The following is a 20334-nucleotide window of genomic DNA, read 5'->3' on the forward strand; positions in this document are numbered from 1 at the left end:
GTCCTTAATTCGAAGCCAGCCGTGTCGCGGCCTCGGCCGCGGCCAGCGCCGTATCATATTGCGTCACAAGGGCGGCCACCGACGGCCCGATGATGTCGAGGATCAGCGCCGGATACACACCCAGCAGGATCGTCATCACCACCAGCGGGGCAAAGATCGCCTTCTCCCGACGACTCATATCCGTGATGGACTTCAGGCTTTCCTTGATCAGATCGCCCATCACCACCCGGCGATAGAGCCACAGTGCATAGGCGGCAGAGAAGATCACGCCGGTCGTCGCAACCGCGGCAACCCATGTGTTCACTTGGAACACCGCCATCAACGTCAGGAATTCACCCACGAACCCGGAGGTCCCCGGCAGTCCCACATTGGCCATCGTGAACAGCATGAAAATCAGCGCATAGGCCGGCATCCGATTCACCAACCCGCCATAGGCATCGATGTCTCGCGTGTGCATCCGGTCATAGATCACACCGACACACAAGAACAACGCACCCGAGATGAACCCGTGGCTCAGCATCTGGAAGATTGCGCCGTCCAGCCCCTGCTGGTTCGCCGCAAAGATACCCATGGTCACAAAGCCCATGTGGGCCACAGACGAATAGGCGATCAGCTTCTTCATATCTTCCTGCACCAACGCCACGAGGCTGGTGTAGACAATCGCAATCGCCGACATCCACAGCACCAGCGGCGCCATTACATCCGACCCCACCGGGAACATGCCGATGGAGAAGCGGATAAACCCGTACCCACCCAGCTTCAACAGGATCGCCGCCAGCACAACAGACCCGGCGGTCGGGGCCTGCACGTGCGCGTCCGGCAGCCACGTGTGCACCGGCCACATCGGCATCTTCACAGCAAAGCTGGCAAAGAACGCCAGGAACAGCAGCGTCTGCATGCCCCCTACGATCTGGATGCCCAGCAGGCTGAAGCTTTCGGTTCCGAACTGGTGGCTCAGCAGCGCTTCGATATCCGTGGTGCTCGCATCCGCATACATACCCACCATCGCCACCAGCATCAGGACGGACCCAAGGAAGGTGTAGAGGAAGAACTTGAAGCTTGCGTAGATGCGGTTCGCCCCGCCCCATATCCCGATGATCAGGAACATCGGGATCAGACCCGCCTCAAAGAACAGGTAGAACAGCACCAGATCCAGCGCCATGAACACGCCCAGCATGAGCGTCTCAAGCAGCAGGAAGGCGATCATGTATTCCTTGACCCGATCCGTCACCGACCACGAGGCTGCAATGACCAAGGGCATCATAAAGGTGGTCAGCATCACAAACAGAACGCTGATCCCGTCGACACCCATCTTGTAGGTCAGGCCCATGATCCACGTGCCCTCTTCCACAAACTGGAAGCCGGTGTCGTTGGGATCAAACTCGAACAGGATGAAAAGCGACGCGATGAACGTGATCACGGTTGTGGCCATAGCCACCCACTTGGCGTTACGCTGCGCCGCCTCATCCTCGCCGCGCAGGAACACAGCCAGGATCAGGGCCGCAAGCGCGGGCATGAACGTGGTGATGGAGAGAATATTGTCCATCAGTTTGCCCCTCCGGAAAGCGTCATCCATGTGACCAGAACCGCGATCCCGATCACCATGGCGAAGGCATAGGTAAAGATGTAGCCGGACTGCGCACGGCCCGCGAGGCGCGTGATGAAGGGCACGATGCCCATCGACACGCCATTGATGGTTCCGTCAATGACGTTGCCGTCGCCCTTCTTCCACAGCTTCTTGCCAATCCACATGGCGGGCTGAACAAAGATGGCGTTGTACAGCTCGTCAAAATACCACTTGTTCTTGAGGAAGAGATACAGCGGGCGCTGGTTCTCGGCCAACCGTTTGGGCAGTTCGGGGTTCTTGATGTAGAACCAGTAGGCCATCAGGAAGCCAATCAGCATCGCCGCGAAAGGCGAAGTTTTCACCCAATACGGCACTTTGTGGGCGTCATCGAGGACGGTGTTGCCCTCACCGATATAGATCGCACCCTCACCCGGTTTACCGGCAAACGCGTAGTGATGTTCGCCCTCTTTGCCGTGATCGTCCGCCTTGGCCTCACCATGATCATCGTCGGCATGATCATCGCCATGGCTTTCGTCGCCATGCGCTTCGGCAGCATCCGCATAAGGGATGCCGTAGAACGTCGCGACCTTGTCGGTGTGCCCAAAGAACGACCCGTACCAGACCATGCCCGCAAAAATCGCGCCAAGGCTCAGGACCCCCAGCGGTATGATCATCGTCATCGGGCTTTCACGGGCGTGATCATGCGTGTGCTTGTCGCCGCGCGCCTCGCCATAGAAGGTCAGGAACATCAGCCGCCACGAGTAGAAGCTGGTGAACAGCGCCGCGATGACCAAAGCCCAGAAACTGAAGCCCGTGCCCGCGGCATAGGCGCTTTCTACAATGGCATCCTTGGACTGGAAGCCCGCGAACCCGATGGGGATTTCACCCAGCGTGAAGATCCAAACCGGAATGCCCACACCCGTGATGGCCAGCGTACCGATCATCATCGCCCAGAACGTGTAGGGGATCTTTTTACGCAAGGCACCGTAGTTCATCATGTCCTGTTCGTGGTGCATCGCATGGATGACCGAGCCTGCACCAAGGAACAGCATCGCCTTGAAGAAGGCGTGTGTCAGCAGGTGGAACATGGCCGCCGAGTACATGCCAACGCCAGCGGCGACGAACATGTAACCAAGCTGCGAACAGGTCGAATAGGCGATCACACGCTTGATATCGGTCTGCACCAGACCCACGGTCGCGGCAAAGAACGCGGTCGCGGCACCCAAAAAGGTGACAAAGGCCATCGCCTCGGGGGCAAACTCCATCAGCGGCGACATGCGGCACACAAGGAAGACACCCGCCGTCACCATGGTCGCCGCGTGGATCAGTGCCGACACCGGCGTCGGGCCTTCCATCGCGTCGGGCAGCCACGTGTGCAGGAACAGTTGTGCCGATTTGCCCATTGCGCCGATGAACAGCAGGAAGGCGATCAGGTTGGCCGCATTCCACTCTGTCCACAGGAAGGTCAGCTGCGTTTCAGCAAGCGTGGGGGCGGCTGCAAAGATGTCGTCAAACTTGATCGAGTCAACGAGGAAGAACAGGCCGAAGATACCAAGCGCAAAACCGAAATCACCAACGCGGTTGACGACAAACGCCTTGATGGCAGCGGCATTGGCCGACGGCTTGCGGTAGTAGAAGCCGATCAGCAGGTAAGACGCGACGCCAACGCCTTCCCAGCCAAAGAACATCTGCACAAGGTTGTCCGCCGTCACCAGCATCAACATCGCGAAGGTGAAGAAGGACAGGTACGCAAAGAAGCGCGGCTTGTAGCTTTCGCCCTCTTTCCACTGCGGATCATGGTCCATGTAGCCAAAGGAATACAGGTGCACGAGGCTGGACACAGTGGTGATCACGATCAGCATGATCGCGGTCAGACGGTCCAGACGGATGGCCCAATCGGTACTGAGAGACCCGCTCTCGATCCAGCGCAGGATCTGAATGCTTTCGGTCGTGCCGTCAAAGGTCAGAAACACGACCCACGACAGGATCGCGCTCAGGAACAGCAGGCCCGTGGCGATCCAGCAGGCCGCAGCCTCACCAAAGACACGCCAGCCGAACCCGCACAGCAGCGCGCCAACCAGAGGGGCAAAGAGGATGATGGTTTCCACGTCTTAAGTCTCCTTGCACACGCAGCCATCACGCCGAAGCGAAACAACGTCTGCCGTATAGTTCTGGTCACGCAAATGAGCGGCCACGTCATCGAAAGTGAACACGGTTTCGCTTGCAAAAATGCGTTCGATCTCGCCGAAGGCGTGGCCGGTACGCTCACTCAGTTCTGTAGCTTGGACGTTGATCATCTCGTTGCCAGAGCAATGCGCGAGAACAACGCGTTGCTCTTCGTGCGCGAGGTAAGCTGAAAGATGCTCATCAAGGTCCCATGCGACCGAGTACAGCGTGCCATCCGAAGATGCGCAGTCCATTGGTATGGAAGCCCAACCAAAACTCGTAGACACAGCAAGCGAGAAAATAAACCCGAAGGCCGCAACAGATCGAAGTGGGATATTCACTACAATCATCCCTTCATCACGTTGACGTCTTCGACGGCGATGGTACCGCGGTTGCGGAAGAAACAGACCAGAATGGCCAGACCAATGGCCGCCTCGGCAGCGGCAACGGTCAGGACAAACAGCGTAAACACCTGCCCCACGAGGTCATCCAGGAAGGACGAGAACGCCACAAGGTTGATGTTCACCGCCAGCAGCATCAATTCGATGCTCATCAGCAGGATGATCACGTTCTTGCGGTTCAGGAAAAGCCCGAAGATGCCGATGACGAACAGCGTCGCCGCGACGGTCAGGTAATGCTCAAGTCCTATCATGTCGTCCCTCCGGGGCGTGTCCCCGCTTGTCGTCTGTTGCCAGTTAGCCCAGCATGAATTCTGTCTTCTCACCCCGAGCGTCGGGGTAGAGTGCGGCGCAGGCGCAAGGCTCTGCATCCAGTGTGGTGATCTCGACATCCCGCGCGATGCCGTCCAGATCGGCGGCCATGCGGTCGAATGTGGCAAAGGCCCGCGCGCCGTTCTCATGACGCTCAATCACCGCCAAAGCCTTCTCAGTCCGGTCGTAGGGCAAGCGATTGCCCATATCCTCTTCCTGCGTGCGGAAAGTCAGCGCCGTACCGGGTGCACAGTCCACCAGAGTAAACGACGTCGCCGTTCCCTCCTGGCTCCACCAGTCGCGCCACATCACACGGCCTTGGCCGAGATCAATATGATCCGCTTCACCGCCATGCGAGATGTGCGTGGTCCGGTCGCAATCGGTCAGGGTCAGGGCAACAGCCTCACCCCCCATCATCGCGACAACCACAGCCAGATATGCGCACCGGGTGTTCAAGCTTACAGCCCCTGCCCCGGTTTGACGTCTTTCAACTCCATCGCCAAAGCCGGGTCGCGCATCATCTGGGCAACCACATCCTGACGCTTCACATCCGAGCGATGGCGCAGCGTCAGTACGATGGCACCGACCATCGCGACCAGCAGGATAAGACCTGAGAGCTGGAACAGCAGGAAATACTGGTCGTAGAGGATCAGGCCCAAGGCTTCGGTATTGTGCCGATCCACGGGTGTCACCTGCGCGCGCAGCCCTTCAGCGGCTGCGTTCGATTCCCACGCGCCAAAGGCCATCACGAACTGCATCAGGATCACGACAGCGATGAGCAAGGCAAGCGGCATGTATTTTGCCATCTCCGCCTTCAGCTCGGCAAAGTCCACGTCCAGCATCATCACCACGAACAGGAACAGCACCGCAACCGCACCCACATAGACGATGATCAGCAGCATCGCCACAAACTCGGCCCCAAGCAGCACGAACAGGCCCGCTGCACTCAGGAAGGACAGGATCAACCACAGGACTGAATGGACCGGGTTGCGGCTGATCACGGTGAACAAGCCTCCGGTGATCACGCTGATCGCAAAGAGATAGAAGGCAAATACGGTCATGTCTCGTCCTCGTCATCGCCCATGACTTCCTGCGCCAATCCCATGGCACGGGTCATGGCGGGCACGCCAGCGAACATCGCCATCATGCCCAAAGTCTCGGAAATCTGTTGGTCCGTGGCGCCGGCCTCGCGCGCATGACGCACGGTCTGGCGGATGGCGCTGTCGGCCTGCGCGCCCTGCATGGTCAACCCGGCAAGGGTGATCAAAAGGCGCGTCTTGGCATCAAGCCCATTCTCGTTGAACGCATTGCCGAACCACGTCTCCATCACGTCCTTGGGCATTGTGGGCCACAAGGTCTCGAACATCTTGGGATCAAACCCCTTCGACGGGTCGAACGCCGCCATTTGCGGAAAAGCTTTGGTCATCTCCTGCATCTGGGCAAGCATCGCGGCAAAGGGGTTCTTTTCGTCGCTCATCTGTAGGGCGCATCCAGCTCAAGGTTGCGCGCAATCTCGGCTTCCCAGCGTTCACCGTTGGCCAGCAACTTGTCCTTGTCGTAGTACAGCTCTTCCCGCGTCTCGGTGCTGAATTCGAAATTCGGACCCTCGACAATGGCATCCACCGGGCAGGCCTCCTGACAGAAGCCGCAATAGATGCACTTGGTCATGTCGATGTCATAACGGGTGGTGCGGCGGCTGCCATCCTCGCGCGGTTCGGCATCAATGGTGATGGCTTGCGCCGGGCAAATCGCTTCGCACAGCTTGCAGGCGATGCAACGCTCTTCCCCGTTGGGATACCGGCGCAGGGCGTGTTCACCGCGAAAGCGCGGGCTGAGCGGACCCTTTTCATGTGGATAGTTCAGCGTCGCCTTGGGAGCGAAGAAATACTTCAGGCCCAACTTCATCCCGACCCAGAAATCCTGCAGCAGGAAGTATTTGGCGGCGCGGCCGTAGTCGATCTGCGTCATTGCTAGTCTCCCTGTGTTCCGTCGTTGAGGTGCATGTACGCCCAAGCCTTGAGGGCCGAGACGACCTCGCCCTGATCGGAGGACGTAAATGTTTGTTCGCTGTCGAGCGTTCCAATGGCAAATTCCGAACTCAGGAATGATACAAGGTCATCCAGATGCCGTTCGGGCGCTTCGTTGATGGCAGCAGCCAGTCCCATATCAGCCCCCCACGGCCCAGCGGGCATAGATGCCCCAGAACCAGTCGAACTTGGCGGCGAAGGCCACGAACACGACCCAGACGAGGCTGAACGGCAGGAACACTTTCCAACCCAATCGCATCAGCTGGTCATAGCGGTAGCGGGGCGTGATCGCCTTCACCATGGCAAAGAGGAAGAAGAAGAACGCCATCTTCGCCACCATCCACAACACGCCATCAGGCAGGCCGGGAATGGGCGACAGCCAGCCACCGAAGAACAGCAGCGACATCAGCGCGCACATCAGGAAGATCGCGATATATTCACCGGCCATGAACAGCAGGAAAGGCGTGGACGAATATTCCACCTGATAGCCCGCCACCAGTTCGGATTCAGCTTCGGGAAGGTCAAAAGGCGGGCGGTTCGTTTCGGCCAGGGCACTGATAAAGAACAGGAACACCATGGGCAGGTGCGGCAGCCAATACCAGCCAAAGAAGCCGTACCCGGTGTCTTGGGCGTTCACGATGGCACCAAAGTTCAGCGACCCGGTGGACAGGATCACACCGATGATGATCAGGCCGATGCTGACCTCATAGGAAATCATCTGCGCCGCCGACCGTAGTGAGCCAAGGAACGGGTATTTCGAGTTCGACGCCCAACCGCCAATGATCACGCCGTAAACCTCAAGTGATGAGATGGCGAAGACATAGAGGATAGCCACGTTGATGTCCGACAGCACCCAGCCTTCATTGAACGGGATCACGGCCCAGGCCACCATCGCCAGCACAAAGCTGGTCATGGGGGCGAGCATGAACAGGGTCTTGTCGGCCCCGGCAGGCACAACAACCTCTTTCACCACGTATTTAAGGGCGTCAGCAACGGTCTGCAGCAGGCCATACGCGCCCACCACATTGGGCCCGCGCCGCATCTGAACCGCGGCCCAGATCTTACGGTCGCCATAGACCAGAAACAGGAGGCTGATCATGACAAACGCCACGACAGCCAACACCTGGGCCAGGATCAGGACGGCGATGCCGCCAGGAGTGGTAAAGAAATCAGCCATCAGTCCTCACACCGTCGGTATTCCCTTTTCCGCGCAGGCTGCGGCCACGACTTCGGCGTCGATGGTCTTGATCCCCCGCGGCAGGGCTGGCGAGATGGTGTAAACAGCATCCGCTCTCCACACGCCACCCTCTTCATTCACATTCGTGCGCAAATGACGCGCAAAACCCCACCCTCGGATCAACGTATATCCGGCGGCGGCACATTCGGCATAGTTGGACACGTCCTGCGCGCTTAACGCATTGGTCATTTCAACGTCAAACTGCACCAGATCCTCGGCAAGCAACTGTGTCTCCACGCCCCGATAGTCCGGGATGAATTGCTCTGCCGTCGGCACAGGCTCACAGGCCGCAAGCGGCAACGCCGTTATGATCCAGGCAGCTTTCATTCAGCGGCCAGAGCCTGCGATTTGCGCGCCTTGGCGTTTGCGCTGAGTTCGGCCATCAGCTGACTGGCCCGCGCAATCGGGTTGGTCAGGTAGAAGTCGCTGACGGGGGATGTGAAATCGCCCGTGCCCAAATCACCTGCTTCAAGTGGCTCACCGGTGTTTTCGGCAACCACGTCAATGTCACCCAAGTGCGGGTGCGCCTTGACCAGATCAGCGCGCAATGCGGCCAGGCTGTCAAAAGGCAGAACCGCCTCCAACTCACCGGACAAGGCGCGCAGAATGGCCCAGTTTTCCTTGGCCTCTCCGGGCGCAAAACTGGCGCGTTGAGCCAGTTGTGGACGTCCTTCGGTGTTCACGAACAGCCCACCCTCTTCGGTATAGGCCGCCCCCGGCAGGATTACGTCCGCACGGTGCGCGCCACGATCGCCATGGCTGCCCTGATAGATGACAAAGGCGCCCTCGCCGATCTCGATCTCGTCCGCTCCAAGGTTATAGATAACGTCAGCCCCATCCACAGCCATCATGCCGTCAGGGTTGGTCGCGCCCACATCCATCGCACCGACACGTGCCGCTGCATTGTGCAAGACCATGAACTTGGATTCTCCCGCCTCAGCCGTTGCTTTGGCCGTGGCCAGAACGGCAGCACCGTCTTCGCCTTGCAGCGCACCCTGACCAACGATCATCACCCCGGCCACACCGTGCTTGTCCGAATGATCCATCTTGGACAAGTTGGCGAGCATCTCGCGCCCCGTGCCCAGGTGGATGTAGTCGTAAGTCAGGTCAACCGCCTCACCGATCAATGCAACCTTCGCGCCGCGCAACCACGCTTTGCGAATCCGAGCGTTCAACACTGGCGCTTCGATACGTGGATTGGTCCCGATCAGCAGGATCATTTCGGCAGTATCGATGTCTTCAACTGCGGCATCGCCGACATAAGCCGCACGATTCCCGCTCGGCAGCTTGGCGCCATCGGTGCGGCATTCGACGATCCCGCCCTGCCCTTCGATCAGTTGCTTGAGGGCATAGGTCGCCTCAACCGGGGCCAAATCACCGACCAGACCGGCCAGCTTCGTGGCCCCCTTGATGGCCTCGGATGCCTTGCCAAGCGCTTCGGGCCATGTGGCCGGGCGCAGCTTGCCGTTCTCGCGGATGTAGGGCTTGTCCAGACGCTGACGGCGCAGACCATCCCAGACGAAGCGGGTCTTGTCGGAAATCCATTCTTCGTTCGTGCCGTCATGATTGAGCGGCAGGAACCGCATGACTTCGCGGCCCTTCGTATCCACCCGGATGGAAGACCCAAGCGCGTCCATCACGTCGATGCTCTCGGTCTTGGTCAACTCCCACGGACGGGCGGTGAAGGCGTAAGGCTTCGACACCAGCGCGCCCACGGGGCACAGATCAATGATATTGCCCTGCAGGTTCGAATCGAGCGATTCACCCAGATAGGACGTGATCTCGCTGTCCTCACCCCGGCCCGTCTGGCCCATCTGCGCGATGCCCGCCACCTCGGTGGTGAAGCGCACGCAACGGGTGCAAGAGATGCAGCGGGTCATGTGGGTCTCAACCAGCGGCCCCAGATCCAAGTCATCTACGGCGCGCTTCGGTTCGCGGAAGCGGCTGAAATCCACACCATAGGCCATGGCCTGATCCTGCAAATCGCACTCGCCGCCCTGATCGCAGATCGGGCAATCGAGCGGGTGGTTGATGAGCAGGAATTCCATGACCCCCTCGCGGGCCTTCTTGACCATGGGCGAGTTTGTCTTGACGACAGGCGGTTGCCCTTCAGGCCCGGGGCGCAAATCCTTGACCTGCATGGCACAGGACGCGGCGGGTTTCGGCGGGCCGCCCACAACTTCCACAAGACACATCCGGCAATTGCCGGCAATCGACAGACGTTCATGGTAACAGAAGCGCGGAATTTCGATCCCGGCCTCTTCACAGGCCTGGATCAGGGTCATCGCCCCGTCCACCTCGATCTCGTTGCCGTCGATGATGATCTTGCGGAGGTCGCTCATGCGTCAGTTCATCCTCAATAGGGCGCCGATCTGGCCGCCTTTTTCAATTTCTTCCCGTCCCAGCGTGCAATAGCTTGCAGGTTGGTTCGGGTTTACACCACCGTCTTCCAGATACGCCACGCGCTTGGCCTTGAGCCGCGCTTTTTCGGTATCGGATTTGCGGTAGGCGTCGATCTCTTCATCGGTATAGCCCATGTCGCGGGCCGTGGATTTCAAGCCATTGATCACCGAATAGGCCCGGAGCAGACGGGCGGAGATATCAGGACAATTCTTGCGAATCTCATCCGCGATCCCGACAGCCAGAATGGTGCCATCAATCGCGGGCACATCCCGCAGATGGGGCTTCGCCGAAACACTCCCGGCAGTCAGGCTAAGGATCAAGGCCATGGTCATTGCGCGCATCGTTTCTCTCCACGTTATGCATCACTTTAATGCCATGTGGGAAAGCATGTTTGTGCTATGCAATAACATGGCCCAACACAACCCGTTAGCGCGCAAAATGTCGCCTTATCGGGCGCTTGCAATCACGCGGGTGTGCAGGTGCCACGCAGCAAGAGCTTGTCGCCGGAAATGCGCAGGGTGCCGTCTTCGGCATCCGGCCCCTCGATCCATTCGATATCTGACGATCCGAACTGCTTGATACAATAGCGGATCGCTTCGTAACGCCCCGCCTCGCGCGCGCCCTCAAGGGACGCCGACACCGGGCTGACCCCCACCTCGAACTGTTCCCGCTGCTTGTCGACCTTGCCAGAGGTTGCACGGAAGAACACCCCGTCAAAGGCCACCCGATCGGCCTGACGCTCGTTACACGCAGACAGAAGCAGAACGGCAATCAGCAGAAGGCCCGTCAGCAGCGCGGGCCGCAAATCGGTCAGCGCGCGGGTTTTGGTCTTGGTCACTGCGGTCTCCTCCACCGGGTGGTCGCCCTATTTGGTCAGATGATCCCAACCAAAAGCGGTGTCAGTATTGCCATGCTTTTCAAGATGATGGAAGCGCTGCATTGCCTCTGCAATCGTGGGTTTGTAACCCTCGTGCACCCACCACATGACAAAGCGCAAACCCTGATCCGGATCGTACCACTCGCCCTTGCGGTCATAGAACTGCTTGTGAACGGTGTTGAAGGTGAAATCGTGCAGGCTTTGCGGGTCTTTCCAGACCGACAGCGTGCTCGCCGTGCGCGGATTGCCCCCAAGCGGCCCATCCGGATCAAGCTGCGCGGCTTCCATGTCCTCACCTTCCAGATGCCAGATATAGCCGGGGCTGCGGCGCGCGATGTCATAGATGCGGTCGATGTTGTTCAGAAAGTCCGCCACGCGCGGGTCTTCCCAGTCGTATTTCAGCGTGCCGATGTTGAATTCAGCGAGGTGCATTGGCCGACTAAAAAACCGATAGCGTGAACAGAACCAAAGCTACGGCGATCAAAACCACAACCAGAAGCTTTGGTGGGCCACCATTTGTGGCTGTCGGGCCAAGGTGGATTTCGTTTTCCGGGTGATGGGTTGTTTCCACGTAGCTGCCACATTTTTCGCACAACAGACTGCCAAAACTCGGAGGGTTGCGATGCCCACACTCGCCGCAACTACCAGGGTTTGGCCGGCTATTGTGCGGCTGGCGAAGCATCACTCTGCCGCGATCCGCTTACCTGCGATCCGATCCTCAATCTCATCCCGGAAATTCCGAATAAGCCCCTGGATCGGCCACGCGGCCGCATCGCCAAGCGCACAGATCGTGTGCCCCTCGACCTGCTTGGTCACGTCCAGCAGCATGTCGATCTCCTCGACCTCCGCCTCGCCGCGTACCAGACGGTCCATCACGCGCATCATCCAACCGGTGCCTTCGCGGCAGGGCGTACACTGACCACAGGACTCATGCTTGTAGAACTTGGACAGCCGCCAGATCGCCTTGATGATATCCGTGCTCTGATCCATCACGATCACCGCCGCCGTGCCCAGACCCGACTGCAGATCATTCCGCAGATAGTCGAAGTCCATGATGGCGTCTTTCATCTTCTCCCCGCGCACGCAGGGCACGGACGAGCCACCGGGGATCACGGCCTTGAGGTTATCCCAGCCGCCGCGAATGCCACCGCAATGCTTTTCGATCAGCTCTTCGAACGTGATCGACATTGCCTCTTCGACGACACAGGGGTTGTTCACGTGGCCCGAGATGGCGAACAGTTTTGTGCCCGCATTGTTCGGGCGGCCAAAGCCGGAGAACCACGAAGCACCCCGACGTAGGATGGTTGGCACAACTGCAATCGATTCCACGTTGTTCACCGTCGTCGGGCAGCCATAAAGACCCGCGCCCGCCGGGAAGGGCGGCTTCATGCGGGGCATACCCTTCTTGCCTTCAAGAGATTCCAGAAGGGCGGTTTCCTCACCGCAGATATAGGCCCCTGCCCCGTGGTGCAGGTAAATCTCGAAATCCCAACCAGACCCGGCGGCGTTCTTGCCGACCAGACCCGCATCATAGGCCTCGTCAATCGCGGCCTGCAGCGCTTCCTTCTCGCGGATATATTCGCCCCGGATGTAAATATAGCAAGCATTCGCGTTCATCGCGAAGGACGCGATCAGGCACCCTTCGATCAGCGTATGCGGATCATGGCGCATGATCTCGCGGTCCTTACAGGTACCCGGCTCAGATTCGTCGGCGTTCACAACAAGATAGCTGGGGCGCCCGTCGCTTTCCTTGGGCATGAACGACCATTTGAGACCAGTCGGGAACCCCGCGCCACCCCGGCCCCGCAACCCGCTGTCCTTCATCTCCTGAACGATCCAGTCGCGGCCCTTTTTGATCAGGTTGTCCGTGCCGTCCCAATGCCCGCGCGCCTGCGCGCCCTTCAGCGTGCGGTCGTGCATCCCGTAAATGTTGGTAAAGATACGATCTTTATCAGCCAGCATGGGTGTTATCCTTTGCCAAATTGACCTCGCGCGCGCAGGCCATCAGTTGTTACGGCTCTTTTGCCAAATCCTGATGGCCACCACCAGTGCCCAAATGAACGCAGCCAAGGCAAATAGCAGAATCAGAATTTCGAACCGGGCCGCCAGACCCAGACCTTGCACGATGACCGGTGCGAAGATGGACAGCAAAGCGGCCCCTGCAATGACAAGGGCCGCGATACGGCCCTGACGGGCCAGCTTCGGATCAAGCCGGTCGGACATACGTCAGTAAACGCCGCCCTTGTCGACCTTCTTGGAGAACTCGGTCTCGCCACCGGCGGCCAGAATCTTGGCCTGCGCGACCCAATCGTCACGGCTGACACGGCCCTTGAAGCCTTGCAGGTTCTGATCGACCCAAGCGACTTCATCTGCGCCCCAGCTGGCCACCTGATCGAAGTGATAAAAGCCCATGGAATGTAACAGCGCTTCCAGTTTGGGGCCTACACCCTTGATTTCCTTGAGGTTGTCCGGACCGCCGTCGCGGGCAGCCGCCAGTGTTTCAGGCTTCGTTCCTTCGCCAGCGGCAGCCGCGGGTGCATCCGCCTTTTTCTTGGCTGCAGGTTTTGCCTTGGGCTTGGCTTTCGCCTTGGCCTTCGGTTTTTCTTCTTCAGCCTGATACTTCCACTCACCCTTGCGTTCGGCCAGTTCAGCCTGACCGGGCAATGGAGCCGAGGGTTTTACATCGGCCTTCGCCGCAGTGTCCGGTGCACTCGTTGCAGCAGCCGTCGGTGCAGCAGCCTTGGCCGCGGGCTTTGCAGCCGTGTCCGCTGGCTTGGGCGCGGTTGTCGCTTCGCCAATTGCAGGAAGCGGCTTGCAGATGATCCAGTTCAGCAAGGCACCGGCGACGGCAAAGACCACCACGCCCATGAAAACACCTTGCATGAATGTCCAGCCGCCCAGCACCATCAACAGCATCGCTGCCAACACGCCACCCAGCAGGGCCACCAGCCAGCATCCGATGGCGCAGCTGATCATTCCCTCGTTCTTGTCCATTAGGATATCTCCCCCGTCTCAGGATGTTATCCCTTATAGATATCGCCTTTTTTCGCGCGTTGGGAAAATTCTGTTTCTTCTCCACGCGCAAGGGCTTGGGCCTGCGTGACCCAATTGTCACGACTCACACGCCCTTTGAAGCCTACAAGGTTCTGGTCTGCCCATGCGACTTCGGCATCGCTCCACCCTGCGATCTGGTCGTAATGATAGACACCCATGTCATTCAAAACGCCCTCAAGCTTGGGACCAACACCTTTGATCAGCTTCAGATCATCGGCGCCGTCGTCGCGTGGGGCGGTCAAAAGCTCGGGTTTTGTCCCCGCAGGGACAGCCTTATCGCTTTGTTTTTGTTCCGATTTATTTTCTGTTACCGGAGCGCTCGGTTTGGGCTTGGCCTTGGATTTGCTTTCCTTGGGCGGCGCCTTGGCGACGGGTTTGTCCTTGGCAGGTTCCTCATTCACGTTGCCAGCGTCGGGTGCGTTGGCTTTGCCCCACGGGGCCAACAGCGGCACTTCGGTGCCGTCGATGCGTTTGACCGTGTCGCCGATATCCGTCGCCAGTTGGACAGACGCGTTGTATTTGGTGTGGCCGCTGTCGAAATCCTTGAGGCTGGTCAGACCGCCCAAGGGCTCTGCCGCAAACCGCCCGTTTTGCGGACCCGGTGTGGGCACGTTGCCTGCGGCCAGTTCGTCGATGATCTCGCCCATGCGAGCGGCGGTCAGATCCTCGTAATAGTCCTTGCCGATCTGGGCCATGGGCGCGTTGGCGCAAGAGCCGAGGCATTCGACTTCTTCCCAGCTGAACTTGCCATCGGCGGACAGCTGATGGGCCTTGGACGCGATCTTGTCTTTGCAAACGGCAACGAGGTCTTCGGCCCCGCAGATCATGCAGGACGTGGTGCCGCAAACCTGAATATGCGCAACCGAACCAACAGGTTGCAGCTGGAACATAAAGTAGAACGAAGCCACTTCGAGCGCACGGATATAGGCGAGGCCCAGCATGTCCGCGACCGCTTCGATGGCGGGACGGGTCAGCCAGCCCTCTTGCTCCTGTGCGCGCCAGAGAAGCGGGATGATCGCGCTGGCCTGACGGCCCTCGGGGTACTTGGTGATCTGCGCTTCGGCCCAGGCTTGGTTGTCTGCCGTGAAGGCAAAGCTGTCGGGTTGTTCGGAATGAAGACGGCGAAGCATCAGAGAGTTTCCTTCAACGGAGCGATCTGACCAAACAGCTCGGACAAGCGGTTCAGGATCAACGGAATTTCAGTTTCGACAAAGGCGATCAGGCGGGCACGCAGCCAGATCAACATCAGGCCAACGCTGGTTGCGAACGTCGCGGCAAATCCAATGACACCAGCCACCAGCCCCAACAGCACGGACTGCATCCGCGCACCGACAAACGCCGCCAAAAGCGCGCTCAACACAATCGGCGCAGTCAGTCCAGCGACAACCCAGAGCATCAGCGGTCAATCTCTCCAAACACGACATCCATCGTGCCGATGATAGCCGCGACGTCCGCAAGCTGGTGCCCTTTCGAGATGTAGTCCATCGCCTGCAAATGAAGGAAACCCGGCGCGCGGATTTTGCAGCGGTAGGGTTTGTTGGAGCCGTCTGCCACAAGGTAGACGCCAAACTCGCCCTTGGGAGCTTCGACTGCGCAATAGACCTCGCCCTCGGGCACGTGGAACCCTTCGGTGTAGAGCTTGAAGTGGTGGATCAGCGATTCCATCGACGTTTTCATGTCGGTGCGCGAGGGTGGTGTGATCTTGCCACGGGCAAGGATGTCACCCGGACAGTCGCGCAGTTTGCCGATGGCCTGTTTGATGATGCTGATCGACTGACGCATTTCTTCCATGCGCACAAGGTAGCGGTCGTAGCAGTCGCCGTTTTTGCCCACAGGGATCTGGAAGTCGAATTCGTCGTAGCATTCATAGGGCTGCGAGCGGCGCAGGTCCCATGCAAGGCCGGAGCCCCGCACCATGACGCCAGAGAAGCCGTAGTTCAGAATGTCTTCTTCTGTCACGATGCCGATGTCGGCGTTGCGTTGTTTGAAGATGCGGTTTTCGGTCAGGAGGCCGTCGATATCCTCCATGAAACCCGACATGAACTTGTGCGCCCATTCTTCGATATCGTCGAGCAGTTCGGGCGGTAGGTCCTGATGCACGCCGCCGGGGCGGAAATAGGCCGCGTGCAGGCGTGCGCCGCAGGCCCGTTCGTAGAAGATCATCAACTGTTCACGCTCTTCAAAGCCCCAGAGCGGTGGGGTGAGTGCGCCCACGTCGAGCGCTTGGGTCGTGATGTTCAGGAGGTGGTTCAGGACGCGACCAATCTCGCAGAAGAGCACGCGGATGAGCGACGCGCGGCGGGGCACTTCGACGCCTGTGAGCTTTTCGATGGCCAGACACCACGCATGTTCCTGGTTCATCGGTGCCACGTAGTCGAGCCGGTCGAAATAGGGCAGGTTTTGCAGGTAAGTCCGGCTTTCCATCAGCTTTTCTGTGCCACGGTGCAAGAGACCAATGTGCGGGTCGCAGCGTTCCACGATCTCGCCATCGAGTTCGAGGACAAGCCGCAGAACCCCGTGCGCCGCAGGGTGTTGCGGGCCGAAGTTGATGTTGAAGTTGCGGATTTTCTGTTCGCCCGTGAGGGCGTCGTCGAATTTGGAGCCGTCCATCATTGTCGTCTCTCCGTCCGAATAAGATTAACGTTCATAGGAAATTTATTGGGGATAACCGCTTCAACTTCCTGTGCGAGCAACTGATTTGTAATCAGTGGGTCCAGCAGATTTTTTTTTAGTAGAGGCATACACGCCAACCCCAAGCTGGCAGCCGCAATCACAGTGTTGATCACTTCAAACCACATCACAGCGCCTCCATTGTCCGAAAGACCTTGGTCAGCAGTTTCCAGCCACCGTTCACATGCACGAACCCCAAGTGATCCTCGTAGCGCACGGGTGGCACATCCACAGTGAGGTGCACGCGCCCAATCTCGTCCCCCGCCTGATCCATGTCGAGGATTTCGTAGACCGCCGGTGCGGGAAACGGGTCACGCCCTCTTACGCGTTCAAGGTAGGCCGCTTTGTCCCAGAAGGTCGCCGCATCATTTTCCACATGCGTCATCTGGAACTTTTCGTGGCACAGCTCTTCGAACACGTCTGCCTTGGCGAAATAGACCGCGTCGCAATAGGCCAGCGCCGCTGCGTTCAGCTGTGCATGGATATCGGCAGCACCGTCAGCCATCACCGCTTCTCCAGCTCGTTGAGCTTCATCGCCATCACCCAGAGCAGCACGATGGTGCCCACGGGCAGGATGCAGAACAGCGCCCAGTATTGATTGAGCCCGAAATGCGGCAGCAGCTTGAACATCGGGATGATGGTGGCTGCGGCGATGACAAGCCAGATGATCATGTCCACTACTTCGCCCCCGGGTCTTTTGGCGCTTCTTTTTCATCGCCGGGCAGGATGTATTCGGCGCCTTCCCAAGGCGACATGAAGTCGAACTGGCGGTACTCCTGCACGAGGCTGACGGGTTCGTAGACAACGCGTTTTTCCGCCTCGTCATAGCGGACCTCGGTATAGCCCGTGGTCGGGAAATCCTTGCGCAGCGGGTAGCCGCGGAAGCCGTAATCGGTGAGGATGCGCCGCAGGTCCGGGTGGCCCGAGAACAGGATGCCGAACATGTCGAACACTTCGCGTTCGAACCAGTTGGCGGAGGGGTGGATATCGACCAGCGACGGCACGATCTGATCCTCGCGGATCGATACGCGAAGGCGAATGCGGTGGTTCTGGTACATCGACAGGAAATGGTAGACGACGTCGAACCGCTTGGCCCGGCCGGGGTAGTCAACGCCGGTGATGTCCACGAGCGATGAGAAACGGCAGGTGCTGTCGGCGGTGATGAATTCGACAAAGCCGGTGAGGCTAGCGGGCGCCACGTCGATGTTCAGCTCACCATGGGTGACGTCCCAGGCCAGCACGCAATCGGGGCGCTTGGCTTCGAGATAGGTGCCGAGTTCGGTCAGTGCTTCGGACATGCGTGCTCCTTAGCGGACGATGGTGCCGGTGCGGCGGATTTTGCGTTGCAGTTGCAGGATACCGTAAAGCAACGCCTCTGCCGTCGGTGGGCAGCCGGGGACGTAGACGTCGACAGGGACGATGCGGTCGCAGCCGCGCACCACGGAATAGCTGTAGTGGTAGTAGCCGCCGCCGTTGGCGCAGGAGCCCATGGAGATCACGTAGCGCGGCTCTGGCATCTGGTCGTAGACCTTGCGGAGTGCGGGGGCCATTTTGTTTGTCAGCGTGCCCGCCACGATCATCAGGTCGGACTGGCGCGGTGACGCGCGCGGGGCCGTGCCGAAGCGTTCAAGGTCATAGCGCGGCATCGAGGTGTGCATCATCTCGACCGCACAGCAGGCGAGGCCAAATGTCATCCAGTGCAGCGAGCCGGTGCGCGCCCAGTTGATGATGTCGTCGGTCGAGGTGAGCAGGAAACCTTTATCCTGCAGTTCGGCGTTCAGGGCCTGCGTGGCGTGGTCCTTGTCGCCGCCTGCATAGGCGGGACCGGCTGTGTCCATCATTGCCATTCGAGTGCTCCCTTCTTCCATTCATAGGCAAAGCCGATGGTCAGCACGCCAAGGAAGACCATCATGGACCAGAAGCCTGCCATGCTGATGTCCTTGAAGGCGACGGCCCATGGGAACAGGAAGGCGATTTCCAGATCAAAAATGATGAACAGGATCGACACGAGGTAGAACCGCACGTCGAACTTCATCCGCGCATCGTCAAAGGCGTTGAACCCGCATTCATAGGCCGACACCTTTTCAGGGTCCGGGTTGCGCACGGCAAGAACGACAGCAGCAAGGATCAGGACAAGACCGAGGCCAATGGCGACGGCCAGAAAAACGAGAATGGGGAGGTACTCCCGCAACATCTCTTCCACGTTGGGCTCCTTTTCTTGGCGCAAGTCGTAACGCGCCAGGTCAAGTGGCGAAATTGACTGAACACGGGTTTACGCCCGCCACCGGGCAGGGTCAATAAAGGCAGGGGCGGAAGTCGCGGAAAACTACGGGTGATTTCGCCGCAGGGGGATCAACTTGTGGAGTGTGCGGTCTTTGTGCGGCTCCATTCGGCCAATGTCAGACCCGCCTTGGGCGCGTATAGCTGCACATGCAGGTCATGGCTTGGCCGCCCGGGTGTATCAACCGACACGGCCCCGGACTGTGCGCCACCGCTCGCCAGCCGCTGCGCCGCATGTGGCAAAACCAGCAATTCCTGATAGGTCAAATCCAAGTCTGCGCGCAGTGCCACATTGGCAAACACCAATTCGCCAGCATCGTTGTGCACGGTGATTGCCTTTCCGCTGGCCTCCGCCAACGTGGTCAGGATCGCATCGTTTTCTGCCAAAGCCGCGCTGAGTGCCTTTTGCTCGAAGCGCAGTGCGTGTCGTTCAATCTTGCTTTCAACGAGATCGGCAACGGCCTCGAGATACGCAAGTTCGGAATTGCTCCAGATGCGCGGCGATGCAGCCAATGCGCACATGGCGCCAATCGGCAATCCGTCTTCGCGGCACAGCGGTACGCCCAGATATGCTCCGATACTCATCGCCTCGACGGACGGGACATCGCGAAAGCGCGCATCATTTCGCACGTCTACAACGCGCAGGGGCGCACCTGTTCGCATCGTGTGACCACAGATTGTATCACGTGCATACATGATACGGTCTTCGACCGGTTCACCTTGCTTGGAATGCCCGAGCGCCCGCAATGCTTCACCGTGCAAAACACTCACCAGGCACATCTGACAATTCAGTTTGGCCGCAACTGACTGCGCAAGCGCATCAAATTCAGCCATACTGCTGAAGTCAAACGCCAAATCTCCCATAACGCCGTTCCATTCCCCAAAACGCTCCGCGGGACTTACGCCTGCGTCTCCTTTGGAAAATATCGAAAAGTTGACGCCACGTAAAACAAAATGATCCGAAGACCACGAATGATCTTCGGACCACTGTTCGTGTGCCCTGTATTCGTTTGCTGTCACACCTGTTGCAGGCGTGCGATCACAACAGGATAATGTCCGACGTGCCGCTGTCGCGGCGCAAGTCATGAACACTTTGCAAGTCCGGGTCGCCGATCCAAGCCTGGGCTGCTGCGCGATCCGGGAACCGGACGATCGCCATCGCATCAGGCAGCACGGGTGCACCTTCAAGCACCGCCAATTCCGGAGAGGCCTGAACAACTTCGCCTCCGTGACGGGCCAGCGCATCAGTGGCCTTGTCGCGATATTGGCCAAGGCTTTCAGGGTTGGTCACGCGCAGCATCACGACAGCATGTGTGGTCATTTCATCGATCCTTTCCATTTGA

29 protein-coding genes are annotated in these 20334 nt (G+C 59.0%); all 29 read right to left on the reverse strand.

Annotated features, from left to right (window positions below):
* Nucleotides 1–4 precede the first annotated feature (4 nt).
* On the reverse strand, nt 5–1546 hold the full coding sequence (locus Q1A32_RS13245; RefSeq protein ID WP_299653932.1) for an NADH-quinone oxidoreductase subunit M: 1542 nt from the start codon (nt 1544–1546) through the stop codon (nt 5–7).
* A complete protein-coding gene (gene nuoL, locus Q1A32_RS13250) occupies nt 1546–3675 on the reverse strand; it encodes an NADH-quinone oxidoreductase subunit L (RefSeq protein WP_299653934.1) in 2130 nt (709 codons plus the stop codon). The genes Q1A32_RS13245 and nuoL overlap by 1 nt, the downstream gene beginning before the upstream one ends.
* A 3-nt stretch (nt 3676–3678) precedes the next feature.
* On the reverse strand, nt 3679–4074 hold the full coding sequence (locus tag Q1A32_RS13255) for a hypothetical protein (protein WP_299653936.1): 396 nt from the start codon (nt 4072–4074) through the stop codon (nt 3679–3681).
* 5 nt (nt 4075–4079) lie between these two features.
* Nucleotides 4080–4385, reverse strand: coding sequence for an NADH-quinone oxidoreductase subunit NuoK (gene nuoK, locus Q1A32_RS13260; RefSeq protein WP_039686350.1), 306 nt, complete (start codon nt 4383–4385; stop codon nt 4080–4082).
* 43 nt (nt 4386–4428) lie between these two features.
* On the reverse strand, nt 4429–4899 hold the full coding sequence (locus Q1A32_RS13265) for a hypothetical protein (protein ID WP_299653938.1): 471 nt from the start codon (nt 4897–4899) through the stop codon (nt 4429–4431).
* 2 nt (nt 4900–4901) lie between these two features.
* A complete protein-coding gene (locus Q1A32_RS13270) occupies nt 4902–5504 on the reverse strand; it encodes an NADH-quinone oxidoreductase subunit J (protein ID WP_299653940.1) in 603 nt (200 codons plus the stop codon).
* Entirely contained in the window at nt 5501–5920 is a 420-nt protein-coding gene (locus tag Q1A32_RS13275) for a carboxymuconolactone decarboxylase family protein (RefSeq protein WP_299653943.1), read from the reverse strand. The genes Q1A32_RS13270 and Q1A32_RS13275 overlap by 4 nt, the downstream gene beginning before the upstream one ends.
* Nucleotides 5917–6411, reverse strand: coding sequence for an NADH-quinone oxidoreductase subunit NuoI (nuoI, locus tag Q1A32_RS13280; protein ID WP_299042536.1), 495 nt, complete (start codon nt 6409–6411; stop codon nt 5917–5919). Before nuoI ends, Q1A32_RS13275 begins: the two co-directional genes overlap by 4 nt.
* Before the next feature lie 2 nt (nt 6412–6413).
* Nucleotides 6414–6608 (reverse strand): hypothetical protein, encoded by a 195-nt coding sequence (locus Q1A32_RS13285; RefSeq protein ID WP_299653946.1) that lies wholly within the window; start codon nt 6606–6608, stop codon nt 6414–6416.
* Nucleotide 6609: 1 nt separating this feature from the next.
* Nucleotides 6610–7647, reverse strand: a complete 1038-nt coding sequence (nuoH, locus tag Q1A32_RS13290) for an NADH-quinone oxidoreductase subunit NuoH (RefSeq protein ID WP_299612133.1) — start codon at nt 7645–7647, stop codon at nt 6610–6612.
* 6 nt (nt 7648–7653) lie between these two features.
* On the reverse strand, nt 7654–8034 hold the full coding sequence (locus Q1A32_RS13295; RefSeq protein ID WP_299612131.1) for a hypothetical protein: 381 nt from the start codon (nt 8032–8034) through the stop codon (nt 7654–7656).
* On the reverse strand, nt 8031–10049 hold the full coding sequence (gene nuoG / locus Q1A32_RS13300) for an NADH-quinone oxidoreductase subunit NuoG (RefSeq protein WP_299653949.1): 2019 nt from the start codon (nt 10047–10049) through the stop codon (nt 8031–8033). Before nuoG ends, Q1A32_RS13295 begins: the two co-directional genes overlap by 4 nt.
* A gap of 3 nt (nt 10050–10052) precedes the next feature.
* Complete coding sequence (locus tag Q1A32_RS13305) at nt 10053–10451, reverse strand: DUF5333 domain-containing protein (protein ID WP_299653952.1); 399 nt, start codon at nt 10449–10451, stop codon at nt 10053–10055.
* 122 nt (nt 10452–10573) lie between these two features.
* The gene (locus tag Q1A32_RS13310) at nt 10574–10948 is read right to left on the reverse strand and encodes a hypothetical protein (RefSeq protein ID WP_299653955.1); all 375 of its coding nucleotides are present in this window, start codon (nt 10946–10948) and stop codon (nt 10574–10576) included.
* Nucleotides 10949–10975: 27 nt separating this feature from the next.
* The gene (locus Q1A32_RS13315) at nt 10976–11419 is read right to left on the reverse strand and encodes a DUF3291 domain-containing protein (RefSeq protein ID WP_299653958.1); all 444 of its coding nucleotides are present in this window, start codon (nt 11417–11419) and stop codon (nt 10976–10978) included.
* A 249-nt stretch (nt 11420–11668) separates the two neighbouring features.
* The gene (gene nuoF, locus Q1A32_RS13320; protein ID WP_299612123.1) at nt 11669–12949 is read right to left on the reverse strand and encodes an NADH-quinone oxidoreductase subunit NuoF; all 1281 of its coding nucleotides are present in this window, start codon (nt 12947–12949) and stop codon (nt 11669–11671) included.
* 42 nt (nt 12950–12991) lie between these two features.
* Nucleotides 12992–13210, reverse strand: a complete 219-nt coding sequence (locus Q1A32_RS13325) for a DUF5337 family protein (protein WP_299612121.1) — start codon at nt 13208–13210, stop codon at nt 12992–12994.
* A gap of 3 nt (nt 13211–13213) precedes the next feature.
* The gene (locus Q1A32_RS13330; RefSeq protein WP_299612119.1) at nt 13214–13981 is read right to left on the reverse strand and encodes an endonuclease; all 768 of its coding nucleotides are present in this window, start codon (nt 13979–13981) and stop codon (nt 13214–13216) included.
* A gap of 26 nt (nt 13982–14007) precedes the next feature.
* Nucleotides 14008–15171: an NADH-quinone oxidoreductase subunit E gene (locus Q1A32_RS13335; RefSeq protein WP_299653961.1), complete on the reverse strand. Its 1164-nt coding sequence runs from the start codon at nt 15169–15171 to the stop codon at nt 14008–14010.
* Nucleotides 15171–15437 (reverse strand): hypothetical protein, encoded by a 267-nt coding sequence (locus Q1A32_RS13340; RefSeq protein ID WP_299653964.1) that lies wholly within the window; start codon nt 15435–15437, stop codon nt 15171–15173. Before Q1A32_RS13340 ends, Q1A32_RS13335 begins: the two co-directional genes overlap by 1 nt.
* The gene (locus Q1A32_RS13345; protein WP_299612955.1) at nt 15437–16651 is read right to left on the reverse strand and encodes an NADH-quinone oxidoreductase subunit D; all 1215 of its coding nucleotides are present in this window, start codon (nt 16649–16651) and stop codon (nt 15437–15439) included. Before Q1A32_RS13345 ends, Q1A32_RS13340 begins: the two co-directional genes overlap by 1 nt.
* Nucleotides 16651–16839, reverse strand: coding sequence for a hypothetical protein (locus Q1A32_RS13350; RefSeq protein WP_299653967.1), 189 nt, complete (start codon nt 16837–16839; stop codon nt 16651–16653). Before Q1A32_RS13350 ends, Q1A32_RS13345 begins: the two co-directional genes overlap by 1 nt.
* Complete coding sequence (locus Q1A32_RS13355) at nt 16839–17216, reverse strand: nuclear transport factor 2 family protein (protein ID WP_299653970.1); 378 nt, start codon at nt 17214–17216, stop codon at nt 16839–16841. The genes Q1A32_RS13350 and Q1A32_RS13355 overlap by 1 nt, the downstream gene beginning before the upstream one ends.
* Nucleotides 17216–17389 carry a hypothetical protein gene (locus Q1A32_RS13360; protein WP_299612111.1) on the reverse strand — a complete coding sequence of 58 codons (174 nt, stop codon included), beginning with the start codon at nt 17387–17389 and terminating at the stop codon, nt 17216–17218. The genes Q1A32_RS13355 and Q1A32_RS13360 overlap by 1 nt, the downstream gene beginning before the upstream one ends.
* Nucleotides 17389–18009, reverse strand: coding sequence for an NADH-quinone oxidoreductase subunit C (locus Q1A32_RS13365; RefSeq protein ID WP_299653973.1), 621 nt, complete (start codon nt 18007–18009; stop codon nt 17389–17391). The genes Q1A32_RS13360 and Q1A32_RS13365 overlap by 1 nt, the downstream gene beginning before the upstream one ends.
* Nucleotides 18010–18018: 9 nt before the next feature.
* Entirely contained in the window at nt 18019–18549 is a 531-nt protein-coding gene (locus Q1A32_RS13370; protein ID WP_299655587.1) for an NADH-quinone oxidoreductase subunit B family protein, read from the reverse strand.
* Nucleotides 18549–18914: an NADH-quinone oxidoreductase subunit A gene (locus tag Q1A32_RS13375; RefSeq protein WP_299612109.1), complete on the reverse strand. Its 366-nt coding sequence runs from the start codon at nt 18912–18914 to the stop codon at nt 18549–18551. Before Q1A32_RS13375 ends, Q1A32_RS13370 begins: the two co-directional genes overlap by 1 nt.
* A gap of 149 nt (nt 18915–19063) precedes the next feature.
* A complete protein-coding gene (locus Q1A32_RS13380) occupies nt 19064–19855 on the reverse strand; it encodes a GAF domain-containing protein (RefSeq protein WP_299653977.1) in 792 nt (263 codons plus the stop codon).
* Nucleotides 19856–20030: 175 nt separating this feature from the next.
* The gene (locus Q1A32_RS13385) at nt 20031–20312 is read right to left on the reverse strand and encodes a DUF1330 domain-containing protein (protein WP_299653980.1); all 282 of its coding nucleotides are present in this window, start codon (nt 20310–20312) and stop codon (nt 20031–20033) included.
* Nucleotides 20313–20334: the final 22 nt, after the last annotated feature.

Origin of the sequence: uncultured Tateyamaria sp., from assembly GCF_947503415.1 — a bacterium.
GTDB lineage: Bacteria > Pseudomonadota > Alphaproteobacteria > Rhodobacterales > Rhodobacteraceae > Tateyamaria.

Bases quoted from the DNA above. Each gene is read 5' to 3' on its own strand.
- nuoF (WP_299612123.1), bottom strand. From the start codon at position 12,949: ATGCTGGCTGATAAAGATCGTATCTTTACCAACATTTACGGGATGCAC.
- Q1A32_RS13275 (WP_299653943.1), bottom strand. From the start codon at position 5,920: ATGAGCGACGAAAAGAACCCCTTTGCCGCGATGCTTGCCCAGATGCAG.
- Q1A32_RS13385 (WP_299653980.1), bottom strand. From the start codon at position 20,312: ATGACCACACATGCTGTCGTGATGCTGCGCGTGACCAACCCTGAAAGC.
- Q1A32_RS13285 (WP_299653946.1), bottom strand. From the start codon at position 6,608: ATGGGACTGGCTGCTGCCATCAACGAAGCGCCCGAACGGCATCTGGAT.
- Q1A32_RS13350 (WP_299653967.1), bottom strand. From the start codon at position 16,839: ATGTGGTTTGAAGTGATCAACACTGTGATTGCGGCTGCCAGCTTGGGG.
- Q1A32_RS13365 (WP_299653973.1), bottom strand. From the start codon at position 18,009: ATGTCCGAAGCACTGACCGAACTCGGCACCTATCTCGAAGCCAAGCGC.
- Q1A32_RS13245 (WP_299653932.1), bottom strand. From the start codon at position 1,546: ATGGACAATATTCTCTCCATCACCACGTTCATGCCCGCGCTTGCGGCC.
- Q1A32_RS13335 (WP_299653961.1), bottom strand. From the start codon at position 15,171: ATGCTTCGCCGTCTTCATTCCGAACAACCCGACAGCTTTGCCTTCACG.
- Q1A32_RS13380 (WP_299653977.1), bottom strand. From the start codon at position 19,855: ATGGGAGATTTGGCGTTTGACTTCAGCAGTATGGCTGAATTTGATGCG.
- Q1A32_RS13295 (WP_299612131.1), bottom strand. From the start codon at position 8,034: ATGAAAGCTGCCTGGATCATAACGGCGTTGCCGCTTGCGGCCTGTGAG.
- Q1A32_RS13305 (WP_299653952.1), bottom strand. From the start codon at position 10,451: ATGCGCGCAATGACCATGGCCTTGATCCTTAGCCTGACTGCCGGGAGT.
- Q1A32_RS13315 (WP_299653958.1), bottom strand. From the start codon at position 11,419: ATGCACCTCGCTGAATTCAACATCGGCACGCTGAAATACGACTGGGAA.
- Q1A32_RS13355 (WP_299653970.1), bottom strand. From the start codon at position 17,216: ATGGCTGACGGTGCTGCCGATATCCATGCACAGCTGAACGCAGCGGCG.
- nuoI (WP_299042536.1), bottom strand. From the start codon at position 6,411: ATGACGCAGATCGACTACGGCCGCGCCGCCAAATACTTCCTGCTGCAG.
- Q1A32_RS13325 (WP_299612121.1), bottom strand. From the start codon at position 13,210: ATGTCCGACCGGCTTGATCCGAAGCTGGCCCGTCAGGGCCGTATCGCG.
- Q1A32_RS13330 (WP_299612119.1), bottom strand. From the start codon at position 13,981: ATGGACAAGAACGAGGGAATGATCAGCTGCGCCATCGGATGCTGGCTG.
- Q1A32_RS13270 (WP_299653940.1), bottom strand. From the start codon at position 5,504: ATGACCGTATTTGCCTTCTATCTCTTTGCGATCAGCGTGATCACCGGA.
- nuoG (WP_299653949.1), bottom strand. From the start codon at position 10,049: ATGAGCGACCTCCGCAAGATCATCATCGACGGCAACGAGATCGAGGTG.
- Q1A32_RS13340 (WP_299653964.1), bottom strand. From the start codon at position 15,437: ATGCTCTGGGTTGTCGCTGGACTGACTGCGCCGATTGTGTTGAGCGCG.
- Q1A32_RS13345 (WP_299612955.1), bottom strand. From the start codon at position 16,651: ATGGACGGCTCCAAATTCGACGACGCCCTCACGGGCGAACAGAAAATC.
- nuoH (WP_299612133.1), bottom strand. From the start codon at position 7,647: ATGGCTGATTTCTTTACCACTCCTGGCGGCATCGCCGTCCTGATCCTG.
- Q1A32_RS13370 (WP_299655587.1), bottom strand. From the start codon at position 18,549: ATGGACACAGCCGGTCCCGCCTATGCAGGCGGCGACAAGGACCACGCC.
- nuoK (WP_039686350.1), bottom strand. From the start codon at position 4,385: ATGATAGGACTTGAGCATTACCTGACCGTCGCGGCGACGCTGTTCGTC.